This is a genomic window from Sphingopyxis sp. 2PD, assembly GCF_005503695.1.
Lineage (GTDB): Bacteria > Pseudomonadota > Alphaproteobacteria > Sphingomonadales > Sphingomonadaceae > Sphingopyxis.
In genome coordinates this window covers 115352-135953 of sequence record NZ_SCMU01000007.1, presented here as the reverse complement: position 1 = coordinate 135953, position 20602 = coordinate 115352, and the positions used below count along the sequence as shown (strand labels likewise).

The following is a 20602-nucleotide window of genomic DNA, read 5'->3' as shown; positions in this document are numbered from 1 at the left end:
AACAGCAACGACGCATCGCCACTCGATATGACAAAACCCTTCTCTCGTTCGAGAGCTTCCTAAACCTCGCCGCCACGCGGCTATGGCTGAAGTCTTTTGTCAACGCGGCCTAGCATCGGCCATCCAACGATCGTTTGACATTCCTTTGACGCCACCGGCGCTAGCATCGTCCAAACATACTGGGGATTTCAATGAAACGCTTTCTGTTGGGCTTCGGCGCATTCGTCACGATTGCAGCAATTATCTTGACCGCCATGATATCCATTCCTCTGGCCAAAACGCCGAATGTCGGCCTGTCTCAGGACATCATCATCAAAGATGTCGCCATTATCGATGTACAAAATGGCGGGATAATCCCGAACCAGGATGTCATCATTCAGGATGGTCGATTGGCCTCGATCGACCGAACATCGGGCCAAACGCCCGCGACATCGCTTCATGTGGTTGACGGTCGCGGAAAATATCTCGCGCCAAGCCTGTGGGACATGCACACGCATTCCTTCAAGACCTCGCCCCAATTTCACCATCCGTTGCTGATTGCAAACGGTGTACTCGGTGTACGCGACATGTCCGGATGCCTGTCCGAAGATGACAGTTTCTGGGCCTGTATCGAAGACCGTCAGGCATGGAACCGCGCGACGGAAACCAAAACCGGCCTGTCCCCGCGGTATTTCCTGCAAAGCAGCTACCAAACCAACGGCGGAAATGAGGTTCCCGACGGTTTTCCGTCGTTTTTCAAGGTCAATCACCTTTCCGGAATCGAACAGTTTGTGTCCTTCTATAAAAAGGCTGGCGCTGACTTTATCAAAACCTACTCGGAGCTGTCGCCTGAAGCGTACAAGGCGCTTGCCAAGCAAGCTGAAGTGCAAGGCTTGAAAATCGCAGGCCACCAACCGCTGCGCGTGTCCTTGCGCGAAACCATCGCTGCCAAACAGCAAACCATTGAGCATCCCCGGCTGTTCTTGATCGAATGCTACAAGGGGCGAGAACAATTCCTGGCGCTTGCAGACCCGCTACGTGCTTACACCACCGAATTTAAAGCGCGGCTGGTCGACGAGCACGATGGCGTACGCTGCCAGCAAATGTTTCAAGAAATGGCGCGATCAGACACATTCTGGACTCCCACGCTCCAGGTTTTGCAGTTGGGCGCGAAGGCCGGTGAGCGTTCTTTCCGCGAGAATCCCCGTCTTCGCTATATCCCGACCATCATCAGATCCGGCATCTGGCAGGGCGATGCCGATCAATTGGCAAAGCGCGCGGTGACGCCGCAAGGACGCAATGTTGATATTGAATTATATGCGTTGGCGATGACGAACGTGGCCCAAGCGCATGATGCCCGCGTAAAAATACTGGTCGGCACGGATTCGGGCGACAGCTACATATTTCCGGGATTTGCCGTTCACGAAGAAATGGCTGAGCTCGTAAAGGCCGGAATTTCACCGCAAGATGTACTGCGGATGGCCACGATCGATGCTGCGGCGTTTAGCGGGGCGGACAGGAAATTTGGTTCCATCGAAGAAGGAAAGGCCGCCGATATGATGCTTCTTGCGGCCAATCCCTATGACGACATCCGGAACACCCAGAAAATCACGGCCATTTTTTACAATGGGCAGTTCTTTGATCGAGCGGCATTGGACGGATTGTTGGATTTTGCCGAGCAGCAAGCGGGCAGCATCCGCCTTAATATCCGCCTTCTTTGGGATGCACTGAGCAGTCCTTTGATGCGGGTTCAACTGGTCGATTGAGCATTGCAAGCCTTTCTTTATTTCAAAGATATTTGCTTGCGATGTCACGATTAAAAATTCGGCGGCCCAAGACCGGGTTATATAGGAACTTTTAAAGCGCATGCGTGAGGAAATACAGAAATTTCATTGATAGGAATATTGTGTGGCTTACCCTGTATCCAAAGATGATCTTTAAAATTGATGCGTGCAAAAATTACCGAATAAATATCGAATTGCCGAGCATTTATATTTAGATTCAACGGAATTAATACGACGACGCTATTTCCAAAATATTTGATCGTTTTTTGAGATCCATTAATTCGCGGAGTCTTCACCAATGATCAAGGCATCAAAAAATGTGTTCGATGCATCAATGAAGCGCTGGGCTTTTTTGTCGAGAAGATGAGCTTCTTCGATTGCCTGGCCTCGGGGAACAACGGATTTTCGCGTCGCTGATCTCCGTGGAAATCGCCCGGCGTTCGCGTCGGAAAAGCAAGGCCAGGCTTGAGATTCCGCGAATAGCGCCGGTAGAAAATAATGAAATTCGGAGAAGAGGAGCTTCCCATAACGACCCCCGCACTTTTGCTCGACATCGGCAAGCTCGATGCTAATCTTGCGCGCATGTATGCCCAGGTTGACCGCTTGGGTGTTCCCCTGCGACCCCACATGAAAACCGCAAAGTCGATCGACGTCGCACGCCGGGCGCTGAACGGCAGACCGGCGCAGATCACGGTTTCGACGCTCTCCGAAGCGCGATACTTTGCCGAACATGGGATCACCGACATTCTGTATGCAGTAGGGGTGACGCCCGACAAATTGGCAGAGGCGCGCGCGCTGCGAAATGTAGGCGTTGACTTGAGCATCATACTTGATTCTGTCGAAATGGCCGAGGCTGTGGCCGCGGGCGGTGCGGTTCCAACGCTTCTGGAGATCGACAGCGACGGGCATCGTGCAGGTTTTGCGCCCGACGATCCTGCGTTGGTCGAGGCCGCGCGGGCTCTGGCGAGCGTCGGACCGGGGGCGTTTCGTGGTGTGATGACACATGCCGGCGGCTCCTACGATTGCCGCAGCGAGGAAGCGCTGCGGGCAGCCGCCGCTCGCGAAAGGTTGGCGCTGGTCGAAGCGGCCGAACGCATCCAGGCGAGTTCCGTGCCATGTGCCGTGCGCAGCGCAGGTTCCACACCCACCGCGCTATTTGCCGACTCCGCCGAAGGGCTGACTGAATTGCGCGCCGGAGTGTTCATGTTTCAGGATTTGGTCATGGCAGGCCTCGGCGTCTGCGCGATCGACGATATCGCGGTCTCGGTCCAAACCAGCGTCATCGGACATCAGGCGGCGAAAGAATGGATCATTGTCGATGCGGGCTGGATGGCGATGTCGCGCGATCGGGGCACTGCGTCTCAGCCGATCGATCAGGGATATGGGTTGGTTTGCGATGCGGCGGGGCAGACCATTTCAGATCTGATCATGGTCGCAGCCAATCAGGAGCATGGCATATTGGCGATGCGGCCGGGATCGATGGCGACTTTGCCCCAGCTTCCTTTGGGTACGAAGCTTCGCATTCTGCCAAACCACGCTTGTGCAACAGCAGCGCAGCATGCGGCTTATCGGGCCATAGGTGCAGACGGCGCCGAACTGCAATGGCAAAGGATGACAGGTTGGTGACATGATCGAACGCATTAACGTGGCGAACTTGCCGACCCCGAAAGGGCATTATGTGCACGCGGTGCGGCATAACCAAACGCTTTATATTTCGGGCCAGTTACCAGTCGCCGATGACGGAAGCCACGAAACGGGCGCAAGCTTCGAAGATCAGTCGAGGCAAGTGTTACGCAACATGCTGGCGGTGCTAGAGGGCGCTGGGTCGGGCCCAGAAATGCTTTTGAAGGTGACGGTCTATCTGGTCAACGTCGATCACTGGCCGACATTCGATGCGATTTTTGCGGAGATGTTGGGCGAGGTTCGGCCAGCGCGGGCGGTAGTGCCGGTGCCCGCTCTACACTATGGCTATCTGCTCGAGGTTGAAGCCATCGCCGCGGGCTAGGAGCTGCGAGCGAAGCGACAGCCCGCGCATTCTTTGTCTAGCACGCCGCACCCCGTCTCGAGCAAATCGCAGGGATCGATCCGAGGGGGGAGCCGGCGATTTGTCTTTGCGAGTTGCGCCGGACACATGATGACACCGACCGCTGATCTTCGTCGGATGCCCTTGGGTACAGGCGGCATCGAGGTCATGGGCGAAGGCAGCCGCGAGTCAACGCTTCGCAGCCATTCGGTCCAGCCGTCCGCCGATCGGTGCAATCCACCGCCCTACCCGTCGCGACAGCGGTTTCCAGTGCCCTAGGCGGCTCCCAAATCGCGCAATGTGAAGCATCCCTGACGCGACATGGTGGCGACTCAAAATGAAGGCGCAGACTCGCCCTGCCGGGGAGGCAATTGTTCCGCTGCTTATTGAAAAATTGGAGCGGGTGAAGGGAATCGAACCCTCGTCGTAAGCTTGGGAAGCTTCTGCTCTACCATTGAGCTACACCCGCCCGGGGCTGCGCGATTGGCACAGGTGAAGGCGGCGGTCAATATCGCGGTCAGCGCGCGGTCTCGCTGATCGTTTCCATCGCGACGAAGGTCGAGGTGCTCGCCACGTGCGGCAGGCTCGAAATCTTTTCGCCGAGCACGATGCGGTAGCGGCGGATGTCGGGGGTGCGGACCTTGAGCAGATAGTCGAAGCTGCTCGCGATCATGTGGCATTCCTCGACCTCGGGGATTGCGCGCACCGCCGCGTTGAATTGCTTCAGCGCGGCTTCGCGCGTGTCGGACAGCTTGACCTCGGCAAAGGCGACATGGTCGAGGCCGACCTTGGCCGGATCGACGATCGCGGCAAAGCCCGTGATCACGCCCTTGTCGACCAGCCGACGGACACGTTGCTGGCACGGGGTCTTGGACAGGCCGACCTGCTGCGCGAGGTCGGTGAAGGTGATGCGGCCGTCGCGGCGCAGAACCGACAGAATTTTGCGGTCGAAGTCATCCATATCGACTGTAGTTGGCGCGTCTCTCATATCAATCGACTAAATTAGATCTGAAAATAGGTCAAAAGATATACTCGCGCGCGACCAAATGGTCGGATTGCCGTATCGTCCTGCGCTATGGTGCGGCATGACCGAACTCACTGCCCGCGCGCCCCTTCGCGCCCTCGCCCGCCGCAACGAGGCCGACATCGTCGCCGACCTGCGCGCCGCCCTTGCCACCGCACCCGCCAGCGTCGAGGCGGTGACCCGGCGCGGGCTCGACCTGATCCGCAAGGCAAAGGCCGAGGGCGACCGCGAGACGCTCGTCGCGCAGCTGATGAACCGCTATCGCCTGTCGACCGAGGAAGGCGTCGTGCTGATGTGTTTGGCCGAGGCGCTGCTGCGCGTTCCCGACAGCGCGACCGCCAATGCGCTGATCCGCGACAAGATCGCCGGGCGTCACTGGAAAGAGGGCGAGGACGAGGACAGCCCGCTGATCGTCGCGCTGTCGGCGCGCGGCCTGTCACTGGGATCGGCGACGCTGATGCTCGATGCGATGGGCAGCAAGGCGAACCCGCTGACCCTGCTCAAATCGATGATCCGCCGATCGGGCGAGCCGGTGATCCGCCAGGCGGCGCTCGCGGCGATGAAGCTGCTCGGCCAGCAGTTCGTGATGGGCGAGACGATCGACGCCGCGGTCAAGCGCGCCAATAAGGAAAAGTCCGAGCTTGCGAGCTTTGACATGCTCGGCGAGGCGGCGCGCACCGCGGAGGATGCGGCGCGCTATTATGACAGCTACGCCGATGCCATCACGCGGATCGGCAAGGATGCGAAGCCGGGCGATCCGCACGCCAATCATGGGATTTCGATCAAGCTGTCGGCGCTGCATCCGCGCTATGAATATCTTCAGCGCGACCGGGTGATCGGCGAGCTGGTGCCGAAGGTGATCGAACTCGCGAAAGCGGCGCGCGCGGTCAACATCCCGCTGATGATCGATGCCGAGGAAAGCGACCGGCTGGAACCGCATATGGATGTGTTCGCGGCGCTGATCGACGCCGGGATCGCCGATGGCTGGACCGGCCTTGGCATCGTCATTCAGGCGTATCAGAAGCGCGCTCCCGCGGTGATCGACTGGCTGGCAGAACGCGCCCGGACGCGCGGGGTGAAATTGTCGATGCGCCTCGTCAAGGGCGCCTATTGGGACACCGAGATCAAGCGCGCGCAGACGCTGGGCCTCGGCGATTTTCCGGTGTTCACGGCAAAACTCCACACCGACCTCAACTATATGCGCTGCGCCCAGCTGCTGCGCGACGCGCAGGATTGCATCTATCCCGCCTTTGCCAGCCATAATGCGATGACGCTGGCGTTCGTCGCCGAGCTGTTCGCGGGCGCCGATTACGAGTTGCAGCGGCTGCATGGCATGGGCGAGGGCGCACATGACGCGCTCGTCGCGCTGTTCCCGCCGCCGCGCCCCGTGCGCGTCTATGCCCCCGTCGGCACCCACCGCGACCTGCTCGCCTATCTGGTCCGCCGCCTGCTCGAAAATGGCGCGAACTCCAGCTTCGTGCACCAGTTTTCCGACCCCGACGTCAGCGCCGAACAGCTCGCGGTCGATCCGCGCAGCGTCGCCAGCGCGGCCTCGCCAAAGATCGCAACCGGCATCGGCCTGTTCGATCCGGCACGCCGCAATTCGCGCGGCTATGACCTTGGCCAACCCGGCGTCCCCGAAGCGCTGGTCGCCGCGATCGGCGCGGCGCGGCGCAGCGACAGGGTCGCCGCCCCGATCGTCGGCGGGGTGACGCGCGGCGGCGCGGCCGAAGCGGTGCACAATCCTGGCACCGGCGCCATCGTCGGACAGGTGATCGAGGCGGACAAGGCCGTGGTCGATGCGGCAGTTGCCGCGGCCATCGCCGCGCAGCCCGAATGGAGCCTCGCTGGCGGTGCGTTCCGGGCCGAGCGGCTCGAACGGGCGGCCGACCTGCTCGAGGAACATGACGCGCTGTTCCTCGGCCTTGCGATCGACGAAGCGGGCAAGACGCTGGTCGACGCGATCGCCGAAGTGCGCGAGGCGGTCGATTTCCTGCGCTATTATGCGGGCCAGGCGCGCGCCGACTTCACTTACCCTGTCGAACTCCCCGGCCCGACCGGCGAGCGCAACGAGCTGATGCTCGAGGGCAAGGGCGTGTTCGTGTGCATCAGCCCGTGGAACTTCCCGCTCGCGATCTTCCTCGGGCAGGTGTCGGCGGCGCTCGCGGCGGGCAACGCCGTGCTCGCCAAGCCCGCCGAACAGACGCCGCTGATCGCCCACGCCGCGGTCGAACTCCTCCTCGAAGCGGGGATTCCCGGCGATGTGCTCGCGTTTCTTCCGGGCCGCGGCGAGACCGTCGGCGCAGCGCTGACCGGCCATCCCGACATCGCCGGGGTCGCCTTTACCGGGTCGACCGAGGTCGCGCGCGCGATCAACCGCGCGCTGGCCCTCCGCGACGGCCCAATCGCGACGCTGATCGCCGAAACCGGCGGCGCTAACGCGATGATCGTCGATTCGACTGCGCTTCCCGAACAGGTCGCGCGCGATGCCGTAGCGTCGGCATTCCAGTCGGCTGGCCAGCGCTGCTCGGCGCTGCGCCTGCTGTGCGTGCAGGAGGATGTCGCCGACACTATGATCGAGATGGTCGCGGGCGCGATGGCCGAGCTCAACATCGGCGACCCGTCCCTATTGGCGACCGACGTCGGCCCGATCATCGATGATGAAGCGCAAGCGAACATCGCCGCCTATGTCGCCGAAGCGCGCGCCGCGGGCCGCGTGATCGCCGAAGCCGGGCGCACGAACCTGCCCGCGGGCGGTCATTTCGTGCCGCCAGTGGCGATCCGGCTCGACCATGTCACCGATTTGAAGCGCGAGATTTTCGGCCCGGTGCTGCACGTCGCGACGTGGAAGGGCGGCGAGCTGGATGCACTGATCGATGCGATCAATGCGTCGGGCTATGGGCTGACGCTGGGCGTTCATACGCGCATCGACGGGGTTGCGGCGCATATCGCGGCGCGCGCGCAGGTCGGCAATGTCTATGTCAACCGCAACCAGATCGGCGCGATCGTCGGCTCACAGCCCTTCGGCGGGCGCGGGCTTTCGGGGACCGGGCCCAAGGCGGGCGGGCCGCACTATCTGCACCGCTTTGCCGAGGAAAAGACGATCAGCACCGACATCACCGCCGCGGGCGGCAATGCGGCGCTGATGGCGGGTTAGAAGCGTTTCGCACGAAGACACAAAGGCACTAAGAGGGTTTTGTCCGGTTCGTGCTGAGCTTGTCGAAGCACTGTTCTTCTTCCGCGGTCAAAAGAAAGAACGACCCTTCGACAAGCTCAGGGCGAACGGAAGGGTGGATAGTCTTCGTGTCTTTGTGTCTTCGTGCGAACCAATCATTCTACGCCCCCGGCACGCCCAGCAGCTGCGCTTGCGCCTTCAGCCGCCCCGCCGCCGCCGGGTTCGCCGCAATCCCGTCCTTCAGCGCCTGCGCGGCTTTCGCGCTTTCGCCCAGCGTCATCCGGCTGCGCATCAGCATGATCCAGCGGTCGACATCGGCCGGGTTCGCTTTCAGCTTGGCCTCCAGCCCGTCGACCATGCCCTGGATCATCGCATCCTGCTGACCCTTGGGCAGCTGTGATGCCGCTTCCATGTCGGCGCGGCTCGGCCCCGGGATCGCGCGCGCCGCGACGGGCATCTCGTCGGCGGTGAGCGGGCGCGGCTGCGTGCTGGCGAGCCGCGCCGCGACATCGATCTTGTGGATCGCGCCAACCTGTTCGATCGTGCGGCGGAGGTCCGCTTCCCACGGCGCCCCCTGCGGCGTGTCGGCGAGCAGCGCGAACCAGTCGTCGATCGCGCCGCGGTGATCGCCGCCAATATCCTTTTTGACCGCGAGGAAATAGCGCGCACGCGGATCCCTGGCGTCGAGCGCGATTGCCTTGTCGAACGCGGCAAGCGCCGCGGCGGGCATCGGGTCGCTGTCGCTGCCCATCACCCGCGCCTCGCCCAGTGCCGACCAAAGTCCCGCCGAATTGGGAGACAGCGCCGTCGCCTTTTCATACGCCGCCGCCGCCCCGCCAAAATCGCCAAGGTCGAATCGCGCCGCGCCGAGCGCGGTCCAGGCGTCGGCGCTGCTCGGCTCGCTTTTCGTTCGCGCCTCCAGCGCGGCGAGCTGGTCGCCGGGCGCGGTCGCATTTGGCGCCGCCGCGCCGATCGCGGCAGGCGCCGAATCGCGCCAGATCGCATATCCGATCGCGGCGGCTAGCAATATGATGGCGGCGATCAGGATGGCGCGGTTGGTACCGGTCATGCCGCGCTGCTTGTCGTCGGCCATGCTCTTGGTCTCGCTCATTTTTGCCCCTTTACCCGGCGCGCGAAAAAATGCCGCCTGTGCGCGCTGTCATATTGCCTTTGCTTGGCGATGGTGTAGCCTTTGACATACAAGGTCGGTCAACGATTAAAATATCGTCGGGGTCGCACCGGCTTTCCCAGTCAGACTAGGGGAGGGGTGCATGGCAGTTTCGGATCACGTCGATTTTGCGACGTTCATGGAGGGCGTGAAAAAGCGCAACCCGGGGCAACCCGAGTTCGTCCAGGCGGTGCAGGAGGTGTCGGAAGACATCTTCGATTTCATCGCCGACAAGGAAGAATATCACGCGCAGCAGATTTTGCGGCGGATCGCCGAGCCCGACCGGGTGGTGTCGTTCCGCGTCTGCTGGGAGGACGACAACGGCAATATCCGCGTCCAGCGCGGCTGGCGCGTCCAGAACAACAACGCCATCGGCCCGTATAAGGGAGGCATCCGGTTCCACCCGTCGGTCACCGAATCGGTGCTGAAATTCCTGGCCTTCGAACAGACGTTCAAAAATGCGCTGACCGGGCTGCCGATGGGCGGCGGCAAGGGCGGGTCGAACTTCAATCCCAAGGGCAAGAGCGTGCGAGAGATCATGCGCTTTTGCCAAAGTTTCATGACCGAACTCTATCGCCATATCGGCGCCGACATCGACGTTCCTGCGGGCGACATCGGGGTGGGCGGGCGCGAAATCGGCTTCATGTTCGGCCAGTATAAGCGGATCACCAACGAATTTACCGGGGTGCTGACCGGCAAGGGGCTGGAATGGGGCGGCTCGCTCATCCGCACCGAGGCGACCGGTTATGGCGCGGTCTATTTCCTCGCCAATATGCTCGCCGCCAAGGGGCAGGATCTGACCGGCAAGACCGCAGTCATCTCGGGTTCGGGCAATGTCGCGACGCACGCGGCCGAAAAGATCGTCCAGCTGGGCGGCAAGGTGCTGACACTCTCCGATTCGGGTGGCTTCATTCACGACCCCGACGGCATCACCCAGGAGAAAATCGACTGGGTGAAGGCGCACAAGACGCACCGCCGCGGCCGGATCGAGGAATATTGCGAGGAGTTCAAGGGCGCGAGCTTCACCGCGGGCAAGACCCCGTGGGGCGTCAAATGCGACGTCGCCTTGCCATGCGCGACGCAGAATGAGCTGCTTGGCGACGATGCCAAGACGCTGGTCGCCAACGGCTGTATCGCGGTGTCGGAAGGCGCCAACATGCCGACCAACCTTGAGGGCGTGCATGTGTTCAAGGATGCGAAGATCATGTTCGCGCCGGGCAAGGCCGCCAATGCCGGCGGGGTCGCGGTGTCGGGGCTGGAAATGAGCCAGAACAGCGGACGCCGCAGCTGGAGCGAGGCCGAGTTGCAACAGATGCTCAAGGACATCATGGACGGCATCCACAAAAGCTGCCTGACCTATGGCGATCGGGGCGGCGGCTATATCGACTATGTGAAGGGTGCGAATATCGCCGGTTTCAAGAAAGTCGCTGACGCGATGCTGGCTTTCGGGGTAGTGTAGTTGCGGTCCTGAGCGCAAAAGCGCCGGACCGGGGGAAAAGGGGTATTCGCGAATGACGACGCACGCTGGAAAGGAGCGCGGCGATCGGGTCTGGGCGGCGCTTGCTGTTCTGGCGCTGATGCTGCTCGCGATTGCGGCGTTCGCCTTCGCTCCCCCGGCGCAGTCGCAAGGCGACGTCGGCGCCCGCTACACCGGCGTCGCTTCGTGCGCGGGATCGACCTGTCATGGCCGGATGGAAGGCGACGGTACCGTCGTCCGCCAGGACGAGCTGATGAAATGGCAGGAACCCTCGACCCCCGGCGGCGCGCACAGCCGCGCTTGGGCGGTGCTCAGCAACAACCGCAGCCAGTTTATCGCGCGCAACCTCGGCATCGGCGACCCTGCCACCGCGCAGATGTGCATCGGCTGTCACGCCACCGCAGGTGCGGTCGCCGCCAAGGGCGCAATGCGCGGCAGCGTGCCGACCGAGGATGGGGTCGGGTGCGAATCCTGCCACGGTCCCGCGGGCGGCTGGCTTGCCAGCCATTATGCCGGGGTCGGGACCAGCGCCAATCCCGACGCCGAAATGCGCCAGAAACATCTCGCCAATCTGGCGGCGGGCCTCAAGAAGCTCGAGGATCCGGTGGTCCGCGCCGGAGTTTGCGTCGATTGCCATTTCGGGTCGGCGGCCGACGGCCAGTTCGTCACCCACCGCATCATGGCGGCAGGGCATCCGCGTATCGCTTTCGAGCTCGACCTCTTCTCGACGCTGCAAGCGCATCATCAGGAAGATGCCGATTATGGCTGGCGCAAGTTCGGTTCGGCGACCGGGCGCACCGACCATGTCCAGATGTGGGCGGTGGGACAGGCGACCGCGATCGAGCGCAGCCTGGCGCTGTTCCAGTCGCGCCGCGGGACCGAGGGGATGTTCCCTGAATTCTATTTCCTCGACTGCCACAGCTGCCACCGCCGCATCTTCGACCAGGCGAAGCCGGTGCGCACCGGCGTCGATAATCCGGGCCGCGACATTCCCGAAGGGATGCCGCCCTATAATGACGAAAATCTGATCATGCTCGCCGCCGCCGCCCGCATGGCGTCGCCCGCGCTGGCCGACCAGCTGGCGGCGCGCACCGCAGCCTTCCACAAGGCGATGGCGACCGACCGGGCGAGCGCGGTGCAGGCGGCGGCGCAGCTGTCGCAAACGGTCGCGGCGCTCAAGAGCGCCTTCGCGGCGCGCAGCTTTTCGGGCGCCGACGCCTTTGCGATGGTCGACGCGATTTCGGCGAAAGCGATCAACGATCGCTTCACCGACTATTCGGGATCGCAGCAAGCGGTGATGGGGGTCGATACCTTGCTCAACGCGATGGTGTCGTCGGGGCGCGTCACCGTTGGCGCAGCCGCGGGCATCCGCGGCGACATCGATCGCGCCTATGCCGCGGTGAAGGACCCCAACGCGTATAAGCCCGCCGAATTCCAGGCATCTTTCGGCAGCGCGGTGCGCGCGATCCGGGCGCTGCGGTAAGTCATGCAGGGCAAGGCGCATCTTTTCCGCTCGGCGGCTTTTGCGGCGATGGGAGCGCTGCTGCTGACATCGTGCGGCGGTGGCGGGGGCGGTGGCAGCACCCCGACCCCCAGCCCGGCGCCCGCGCCGACGCCAACCCCGACCGGCGGTCTCTATACGCCGCCCGCCGCCGAAGCGCTGACCGTTGCCGATGTCGAACGCGTAATGGCGCAGGCGATCGCCGAAGCGCAGGCGCGTAATCTGCCGTCGGTGATCGCGGTGACCGACCGCGTCGGCAATGTGCTCGGCGTCTTCCGCATGACCGGCGCGCGCGCCACCGCGACGACCTCGGCGGCGCCGAATGGCGTCAATATCGACGCGCAGAATGTGACCTTCCCGGCCGAGGGCGGCGCGATCGCCAAGGCGGTGACAGGCGCGTATCTCTCGAGCGGCGGCAACGCCTTTTCGACGCGCACCGCCAGCCAGATCGTCCAGGAACATTTCCCGCCTGCGCCGACCACGGTCGGCCTCGAAAGCGGCCCCTTGTTCGGGGTGCAGTTCAGCCAACTGCCGTGCAGCGACCTGTCAGCGCGTTTCGGCGCGGCGGGCAGCGCGGCGCTGATCGGCCCCAAACGCTCGCCGCTCGGCCTTGCCGCCGATCCGGGCGGGCTGCCGCTCTACAAGAATGGCGTGCTCGTCGGCGGCATCGGGGTGATGGGCGACGGCGTCTATGGCAGCGATCCCAATATCCTCGACATCGACAACGATGCCGAAGAATTCATCGCGCTCGCGGGGACGCGCGGGTTTGAGGCGCCGTCGACGATCACCGCCGACAAGATCACTGTCGACGGCACGAGCTTGCGCTTTTCCGACGCGACCTTTGCCGGGGTGATGACCAGCGGCAGCGCCAGCTTTGCCAGCCTCAACGGCAGCGCGGGCAATCTGGTGGCGGTGACCGGCTATGCCAATGCCGCGATCACCGCGGGGGTCGCCTATGGCAGCGAAGCGTCGGGCATCCGCGCCGCGACCGCCGCCGAATTTTCCAACCGCGACGCCTTTATCCTGACCGACGGCAGCGGCGCGAACCGCTATCCGCTCCGCGCCGGGACCGATGGCGCAACCAACAGCGCGCCGTTGACGCAGGCCGAGGCGCGCGCGGTGCTCGAGGAAGCGTTCACGGTGATGAGCCGCGCGCGCGCGCAGATCCGCCGCCCGCTCGACAGCCGGGCGCAGGTGACGATCAGCATCGTCGATACCCATGGTTCGGTGCTCGGTATCGTGCGCTCGCCCGACGCGCCGATATTCGGCACCGACGTCAGCTTGCAGAAGGCGCGCACGGCGGCCTTCTTCTCGGGCGCGCAGGCGGGGAATGAGCTTGGCGCCAATGCCAGCGCCGACATCCGCCAGTTCGTCCCCGCGACGCGCGCCTTCCTGAACAATCCCGCGGCGCTCACCGGCACCATCGCCTTCTCTGACCGCGCCAACGGCAATCTGTCGCGCCCCTACTTCCCCGACGGCGAAGTCGGGCGTCCCAACGGCCCACTGTCGCGCCCGATCGCGCAGTTCAATCCCTTCTCGACCGGGCTGCAATCGGCGCTCATCATCGGCAATCTCGGTGCGCATCTGGGGTTTGTTTCGGGCGCCAGCGCGACCGATACCCCGGCACGCTGCACCACCCTGCCCGACGTCGCGGCGGGGCAGAACCGGCTCCAGAACGGCATCCAGATTTTCCCCGGCTCGGTCCCCATCTATCGCGGCAGCCAGCTCGTCGGCGCGATCGGGGTGTCGGGCGACGGGATCGATCAGGATGACATGATCAGCTTCCTCGGCGCGCATAATGGCGGCGCGCGCGTTGGCGGCATCGGCAATGCGCCAAGGACGATCCGGTCGGACAATGTGGTGGTGACGCTCGCCGACAATCGCACCGTCCGGCTGCGCTACATCAGCTGTCCCTTCGCGCCGTTCCTCGACAGCGCGACCCAAAATGTCTGCGAAGGGCTATAGGCGATGATGACGGGGGGCAGCCTGTGGCCGATCATCGCAACGCTCGCGGCGCAGGGTGCGCCGGGCGGCGAGGTCGCGACGCCGCCGCCCACGCCTGCCGATCCCGCAGTCGCCACCGATGGCGCGACCGCCGAACAGCCTGCCGACGAACTGATCCCGCCGCCTCCGCCGGTCGACTGGCAGGAGATGATCAAGGACGATCTGGTTACGCAGATCATCGAGGGGCGTCGCCGCCCCGGCTATCGCCCCGACCTGCCCGATGCGTTGACGCAGGACAATGTCGGCGCGCTGCGTCCGCCGCCGCCGCAGGCGTTTCCGGGGATGGAAGACCAGCTGCCGGTCCCCGACCGCTGGCGCCTGATCGAAAGCCTGGGGGTGGTCAAGGAACGCTGGTTCGACCCCTATCACCAGAACACCTACAAGGGAGACCGCGCGATCGATCCGGCGAAGGTGCCGTGGCTGCCGATCAAGGGCGACGACTGGTTCATCGTCGCCAATGCGGTGTCCGACACCGTGTTCGAACCGCGCACCTTCCCGATCCCCGTCGGGGTCCAGACCACCGAACGGCCGGGCAGCCTCGACGTGTTCGGCAAGGACCGCAGCTTTGTCTTTGCGCAAACCTTCATCGTCGGCGCGGCGCTGATCAAGGGGTCGACCGCGTTCAAACCGCCCGACATCGAATATCGCGTCACGCTGGCGTACCAGGCCAATTATGTCGACGTCCCCGAACGGCGTGTGCTCGACGTGCGGCCGTCGAAGGCGAGCCATCGCTACGACGCGTTCCTGGGCGTGCAGGAATTGTTCGTCGACAAACATCTCGGCAACACGTCGGACCGTTATGATTTCTATTCGGTGCGGCTCGGGATCCAGCCGTTCCAGAGCGATTTTCGCGGCTTTCTGTTCAACGACAGCCAGCTGGGGCTGCGTTTCTTCGGCAATCGCGACAACAACCGCTTCCAGTATAATTTCGCCGCCTTCTGGCGGCTCGAAAAGGATACGAACTCGGGGCTCAACGACATCACCCAGACCCCGCGCGACGATTTTGTGCTGACCGCCAATCTCTATCGCCAGGATTTTCCGGTCGTCGGGCTGACCAGCCAGGTCAGCGTGACCTACAATATGAACCGCGAAAAAAACGATGTTCAGATCGACCACAATGGTTTCCCGGTGCGTCCTGCGCTGCTCGGTGACCTGCGCGGGCGCGAATATGATGTCGTCTATCTGGGCTACAGCGCCGATGGCCGCATCGGGCGGATCAACCTGACCGCCAGCTTCTATGCCGCGCTGGGCGAGGACCGGAACAGCTTCTTCACCAGCAAACCGGCGCAGATCCGCGCCGGGTTTGGCGCGGTCGAACTCAGCTATGATGTCGACTGGCTGCGCTTTCGCCTCTCCGGCCTTTACGCCACCGGCGACGGCGACCCGTATAACAACACCGAGGGCGGCTTCGACGCGATTTTCGAGAACCCGATCTTCGGCGGCGCCGATACCAGTTACTGGATCCGCCAGACCATCCCCTTTGCCGGCGGCGGGCGCGTCATTTCGATCAACGGTCGCAACGGCATCTTGAATTCGCTGCGCTCGTCGAAAGAGGAAGGGCAGTCGAACTTCAACAATCCCGGCACGGTGTTTGTCGGGGTCGGCGCCGATTTCGACCTGACCCCGGAATTTCGTGTCAGTGCCAACGCCAACCACCTGTGGTTCGAAAACACCTCCTCCTTGCAGGCGCTGCGCATGGAGGGCTCGATCCCCAAGGATATCGGCTTCGACCTGTCGGTGGCGACGATCTGGCGGCCGAAAGCGACGCAGAACATCGTCGGGCGCCTCAGCGGCGCGGTGCTGCTGCCGGGCAAGGGGTTCAAGGACCTGTTCGACAACAAACAGAAGAACGACGCTTATGTGTCGATCCTCGCCAATGTGATCTTGAGTTTCTGAGATGCTGATGCGATCCGACCCTTCCTTTGCATCCCTCTCCCTTCCGTTCCCCCGCGAAGGCGGGGGTCCATCACCTGCCATCGCGATATCCAGCAAGCGGTTGGAGGAAAACGAGGGCGTGGGAGATGGGCCCCCGCCTTCGCGGGGGAACATGGTGGTCAGACAATGATGCGCAAACTTTTCGCCCTGTTGGCCTTCATCGCGATGTGCGCCGCCTTCGGCGTCAGCGTCACGCGCGCTGCCGAGGAAGAGAAGCCGCTCAAGATCACCTATCGCTTCACCCCGCCCGCGCCCCGCGAGCAGAGCGAGGCCGATGTCGCCGCCAAGTCGGAGGGTTGCTACAGCTGCCACACCCGCACCGACCAGCCGTCGATGCACGCGACCCCCGCGGTGCGGCTGGGTTGCACCGATTGCCACGGCGGCGACGCGAGCCAGGTCGGCACCCCCTCGCTCGGCTATAAACATCCGACGAACAAGGCGGTGATGGCGCTCGCGCATCCGCAGCCGACCCTGCCCGGCGCCTGGCACGACAGCTCGGCGAACCCGGTGCGCAGCTACACCTTGCTCAACAAGGAATCGCCCGAATTCATCCGCTTCGTGAACCCCAGCGACTACCGCGTCGCGCGCGAGGCGTGCGGCGCCTGCCACCTCGAAGTGATCGAGGCGACCGAACGATCGCTGATGTCGACGTCGGCGATGCTGTGGGGCGGGGCGGCGTATAACAATGGCATCGTGCCATATAAAAATTACGTGTTCGGAGAGGCTTATACGCGCGACGGCAAGCCCGCATGCATCCTCTCGCCCTCGTCGCGGCTGACGAAAGAGGAATATGCCGAGGCGTGCAAGCCGAGCTTCGGCTTCGACAAGATATTGACCGACGCCGAGAAAAAGCGCGGCGCGCTGGCGAAGATGTATCCGCTGCCGCGCTGGAGCGTCATCCCGCCGGGCGACGTGTTCCGCGTCTTCGAGCGCGGCGGGCGCAATATCAACACGCAATTCCCCGAAATCGGCCTGCCCAATCCGACCGGCAGCATCCAGCGGCTCGAGGAGCCCGGCCGCCCCGACCTCAAACAATCGAACCGCGGCCCCGGCACCGGGCTGCGCGTCGCGATCCCCGTGCTCAACATCCACAAGACGCGCCTCAACGATCCGCTGATGTGGTTCATGGGCACCAACGACCAGCCGGGCGATTATCGCCATTCGGGCTGTTCGGGCTGTCACGTCGTCTATGCCAATGACCGCGAGCCGCGCCACAGCCTGACCTATGCGAAGTTCGGCCGCGACGGTGAAACCGACACCGTCGACCCGACGATCCGCGAGAAACTATGGACCGGCGGCGGTTACGACGGCGGCAAGAAGCCCGCGGGGGGCGGGCATTCGGACGCATCGCATATGGCGCCCGATGATGGCTTTGTCGGCGGCACCGGCCATGGCGGCTTGATCGACCCCGCCGCCGCGGCGCCAGGCGCGCCGCAACGCGAACCGCGCCCGCGCCGCGAATCGGGGCATCCGATCAGCCACGCCTTCACCCGCGCGATTCCCACCTCGCAGTGCATGACCTGCCACATGCACCAGCCGAACATCTTCCTGAACTCGTACCTCGGCTACACGATGTGGGATTATGAATCGGACGCGCCGCAGCTGTGGCCCGGCCCCGACAACACCGCGCCGCGCCCGCCGGGGATGAGCGACGAAGACTATCAGAAGAAATACAAGCAGCAGCGCTACCCGACCGCCGCCGAGGCGCATAAGGTGCTCGAACGCAACCCCGAAGGCGCGGCGACGCGCGGGCTGTGGGCCGATGTCGAATTCCTGCGCGACGTCTATGACGTCAACGACACCAACAAGGACACGCAGTTCGCCGATTATCACGGCCATGGCTGGAACTTCCGCGGCATCTTCAAACGCGACCGCAACGGCAATCTGCTGAACGCCGACGGCAATATGTCGACCTATGGCACCGACACCGCGAACATCATCGATCCCAAGGATCCCGAAAAATGGCGCAAAAGCTGTAGCCATTACACCGATCCCAAGGAGCGCGACCTCTGCCTGTCGAGCGCCGATCCCGAGAGGCCGGGGATCGAGGGCAAGTTCGTCGCGCCCGGCATCAACCCCGGCAAGGCGGTCCATATGATGGACATCCACGCCGAAAAGGGAATGCAATGCGCCGACTGCCATTTCGCGCAGGACAGCCATGGCAACGGCTATATCCAGGGCGAGGTCGCGAACGCGGTCGAGATCAGCTGCAAGGATTGCCACGGCACCGCCGACGCCTTCCCGAACCTCTTGACCTCGAACGTCGCGGCGCGGCCGCAGGGCAATAATCTCGCGCTGCTCCGCAATCCCGACGGGCGCCGCCGCTTCGAATTCCAATATAATGACGATGCCGAAGTCATCGGCCTGATCCAGCGGTCGATCGTCGATCCCAAACTCGAATGGCAGGTCAGCCTGGTCAAGCAATCGGTGACCGAGGGGCCGCATTTCAACGCCAAGGCGGCGCGCGCCAAGCTGATGGCACGCGCGGGTAGCGAGGATGGAAAGTTCGAATGGGGCCCGGGCGTCGCCAAGGAAGACCGCGCGCATGGCGACGACAAGCTGACCTGCTTCACCTGTCACCTGTCGTGGACGACGAGCTGCGGCGGTTGCCATTTGCCGATCGAGGCGAACTGGAAAACCAAGATGCACCATTTCGAGGGTGAGGAGACGCGCAATTTCGCGACCTACAACCCGCAGGTGGCGCGCGACGAGATGTTCCAGCTCGGCCGCCACCAGCTGACCAAGCCCGGCGAACCGGGCTCGAACGGCGAGGTGCGCGGCATCATCACCCCGGTGCGTTCGACCTCGGCGTTGATCCTGTCGTCGACGAACATAAATCGCGAGCGCATCTATGTGCAGCAGCCGCCGATCTCGTCGGCGGGCTATTCGAGCCAGGCCTTCGCCCCGCATTTCCCGCACACGGTGCGCCGCCAGGAAACCAAGCAGTGCAGCGACTGCCATGTCTCGGCGAACGACGACAATAATGCGATCATGTCGCAGCTGATGCTGCTCGGTACCAACTTCGTGAACTTCGTCGGCCTCAACGTCTGGTCGGGGATGGAGGATGGTTTCCAGGCGACGCGCGTCACCGAATGGGACGAGCCGCAGGCGGTGATCGGCAGCTATCTGCACAAATATAGCTACCCCGATTACTGGCGCCTCCACGTCGACCAGAACGGTCGCGAGCTCAAGAACTGGGTGCGCGGCAAGATTTTCGACAAAAAGGGGTCGGGCGAGACGCAGGCGCTCGAGGAATTCGCCAATATCGTCCAGGGGACCAGCGGCCGGGTGAATTGCCTGCAACAGCGCGGCGAATATATGTTCGTCGCCGAGGGCCGCGGGGGCTTCCGCGTCTATGACGTCGCCTCGATCGGCAACAAGGGCTTCTCCGAACGCATCGTCCGCGCGCCCTTCTCGGCGCTCGGCCACGACACGCATGTAAGAACCAAAAACGCGACCTGCATGGCGCTGGCGACGACCCAGCCGATCAGCGTCAGCCGCAACGAGGCGATCGTCCGCGACTTCCCTGAAAACCACGAACAGGTGATGCACGACATCTATCGCTACGCCGTCATCACCGACAGCGTCGAGGGGCTGGTGCTGGTCGACGTCGATACGCTGGCCGATGGCGAGTTCCGCAACAACAAGTTCAAGCGCGCGCTGACCTGGAACGAGGGCAATGTGCTCGCGGGCGCCCGGCATGTGACGCTGGCGGGCAGCATCGCCTATATCACCACCGACGCGGGGCTGGTCGTGCTCGACCTCTCGACCCCGCTCGCGCCCAGAGTCACCGCGCAGCTGCCGCTCACCGATGCGCGCGCGAGCGCGGTGCAGTTCCGCTACCTCTGGGTCACCGATGCCGAAGGGGTGAAGCTGTTCGACGTCACCAATCTGGCACAGCCGGTTGCGGTGCCCGAAGGGACGATCCGGCTCGCCAATGCGCGCAAAATCTATCTCGCGCGCACCTATATGTACGTCGCGGCGAAGGCGGACGGGCTGGTCATCGTCGATGTCACGCGCCCCGCGGCGCCGCTCGTCTGGCCGGGGCTGACCTTTGGCGGCAGCATGACCGATGCCGAGGATGTCATCGTCGCGTCGACCAACGCGTCGCTGTTCGGCTATGTCGCCGACGGGCGCGGCGGGATCAAGGTGATCCAGCTGACCAGCCCCGACAATCCCGGGCTCTATGGCTTCTCGCCCAAACCGACCCCCGAACTGATCGCCTGGGCCAAGACGCCGTCACCCGCGCTCGCGCTGTCGAAAGGGCTCGACCGCGACCGCGGGGTCGACGAGACCGGCGGCCAGATGGCGGTGTTCGGCCGCCTCGGCTCGCGGCCGTTCACGCGGCCCGAGATGGAGAAGCTGTTCCTGAACAGCAAGGGGCTGGTGTACAAGGTCCGCGACGAGGTCGATCAGGGCGCGTGGCGACCGCCATTAGCCTATCCGAACTGACGATAAGGACAGGTAACGACCGAAACTAGCCGTCGCCCCCGCGCAGGCGGGGGCCGCTGTCGGTTTACGCAGCGACGCAG

General features: G+C 63.6%; 11 protein-coding genes and 1 tRNA gene. 9 read left to right on the top strand and 3 right to left on the bottom strand.

Features of this window, described 5'->3' with window-relative positions:
* The first annotated feature begins 191 nt into the window (after positions 1–191).
* The 3 genes from FFS18_RS08255 to FFS18_RS08245 all read left to right on the top strand — a co-directional run bounded on the left by FFS18_RS08255 (position 192) and on the right by FFS18_RS08245 (position 3768).
* Positions 192–1745: an amidohydrolase family protein gene (locus FFS18_RS08255; RefSeq protein ID WP_137870408.1), complete on the top strand. Its 1554-nt coding sequence runs from the start codon at positions 192–194 to the stop codon at positions 1743–1745.
* A gap of 516 nt (positions 1746–2261) precedes the next feature.
* Positions 2262–3389, top strand: a complete 1128-nt coding sequence (locus tag FFS18_RS08250; protein WP_137870407.1) for an alanine racemase — start codon at positions 2262–2264, stop codon at positions 3387–3389.
* Between the two features lies 1 nt (position 3390).
* The gene (locus tag FFS18_RS08245) at positions 3391–3768 is read left to right on the top strand and encodes a RidA family protein (protein WP_137870406.1); all 378 of its coding nucleotides are present in this window, start codon (positions 3391–3393) and stop codon (positions 3766–3768) included.
* 413 nt (positions 3769–4181) lie between these two features.
* Here the strand turns inward: FFS18_RS08245 and FFS18_RS08240 are convergent.
* A tRNA-Gly gene (locus tag FFS18_RS08240) sits at positions 4182–4255 on the bottom strand.
* 48 nt (positions 4256–4303) lie between these two features.
* Positions 4304–4774 (bottom strand): Lrp/AsnC family transcriptional regulator, encoded by a 471-nt coding sequence (locus tag FFS18_RS08235; RefSeq protein WP_137870405.1) that lies wholly within the window; start codon positions 4772–4774, stop codon positions 4304–4306.
* Between the two features lie 97 nt (positions 4775–4871).
* Here FFS18_RS08235 and putA point away from each other — a divergent pair, with 97 nt between their 5' ends.
* Positions 4872–7967: a bifunctional proline dehydrogenase/L-glutamate gamma-semialdehyde dehydrogenase PutA gene (gene putA, locus FFS18_RS08230; RefSeq protein ID WP_137870404.1), complete on the top strand. Its 3096-nt coding sequence runs from the start codon at positions 4872–4874 to the stop codon at positions 7965–7967.
* Between the two features lie 178 nt (positions 7968–8145).
* Here the strand turns inward: putA and FFS18_RS08225 are convergent, their stop codons facing one another.
* The gene (locus FFS18_RS08225; protein WP_249340343.1) at positions 8146–9096 is read right to left on the bottom strand and encodes a tetratricopeptide repeat protein; all 951 of its coding nucleotides are present in this window, start codon (positions 9094–9096) and stop codon (positions 8146–8148) included.
* Positions 9097–9256: 160 nt separating this feature from the next.
* Between FFS18_RS08225 and gdhA the strand changes: the two genes are divergently transcribed.
* The 5 genes from gdhA (at position 9257) to FFS18_RS08200 (ending at position 20522) form a co-directional block, all read left to right on the top strand.
* Positions 9257–10612 carry an NADP-specific glutamate dehydrogenase gene (gdhA, locus tag FFS18_RS08220; RefSeq protein WP_120217842.1) on the top strand — a complete coding sequence of 452 codons (1356 nt, stop codon included), beginning with the start codon at positions 9257–9259 and terminating at the stop codon, positions 10610–10612.
* 52 nt (positions 10613–10664) lie between these two features.
* Positions 10665–12113, top strand: coding sequence for a multiheme c-type cytochrome (locus tag FFS18_RS08215; RefSeq protein WP_137870403.1), 1449 nt, complete (start codon positions 10665–10667; stop codon positions 12111–12113).
* A 48-nt stretch (positions 12114–12161) separates the two neighbouring features.
* Complete coding sequence (locus FFS18_RS08210) at positions 12162–14096, top strand: heme-binding protein (RefSeq protein ID WP_502704170.1); 1935 nt, start codon at positions 12162–12164, stop codon at positions 14094–14096.
* 3 nt (positions 14097–14099) lie between these two features.
* On the top strand, positions 14100–16031 hold the full coding sequence (locus FFS18_RS08205) for a hypothetical protein (protein ID WP_249340342.1): 1932 nt from the start codon (positions 14100–14102) through the stop codon (positions 16029–16031).
* Positions 16032–16196: 165 nt separating this feature from the next.
* Positions 16197–20522, top strand: coding sequence for a hypothetical protein (locus tag FFS18_RS08200; RefSeq protein WP_171005261.1), 4326 nt, complete (start codon positions 16197–16199; stop codon positions 20520–20522).
* Positions 20523–20602: the final 80 nt, after the last annotated feature.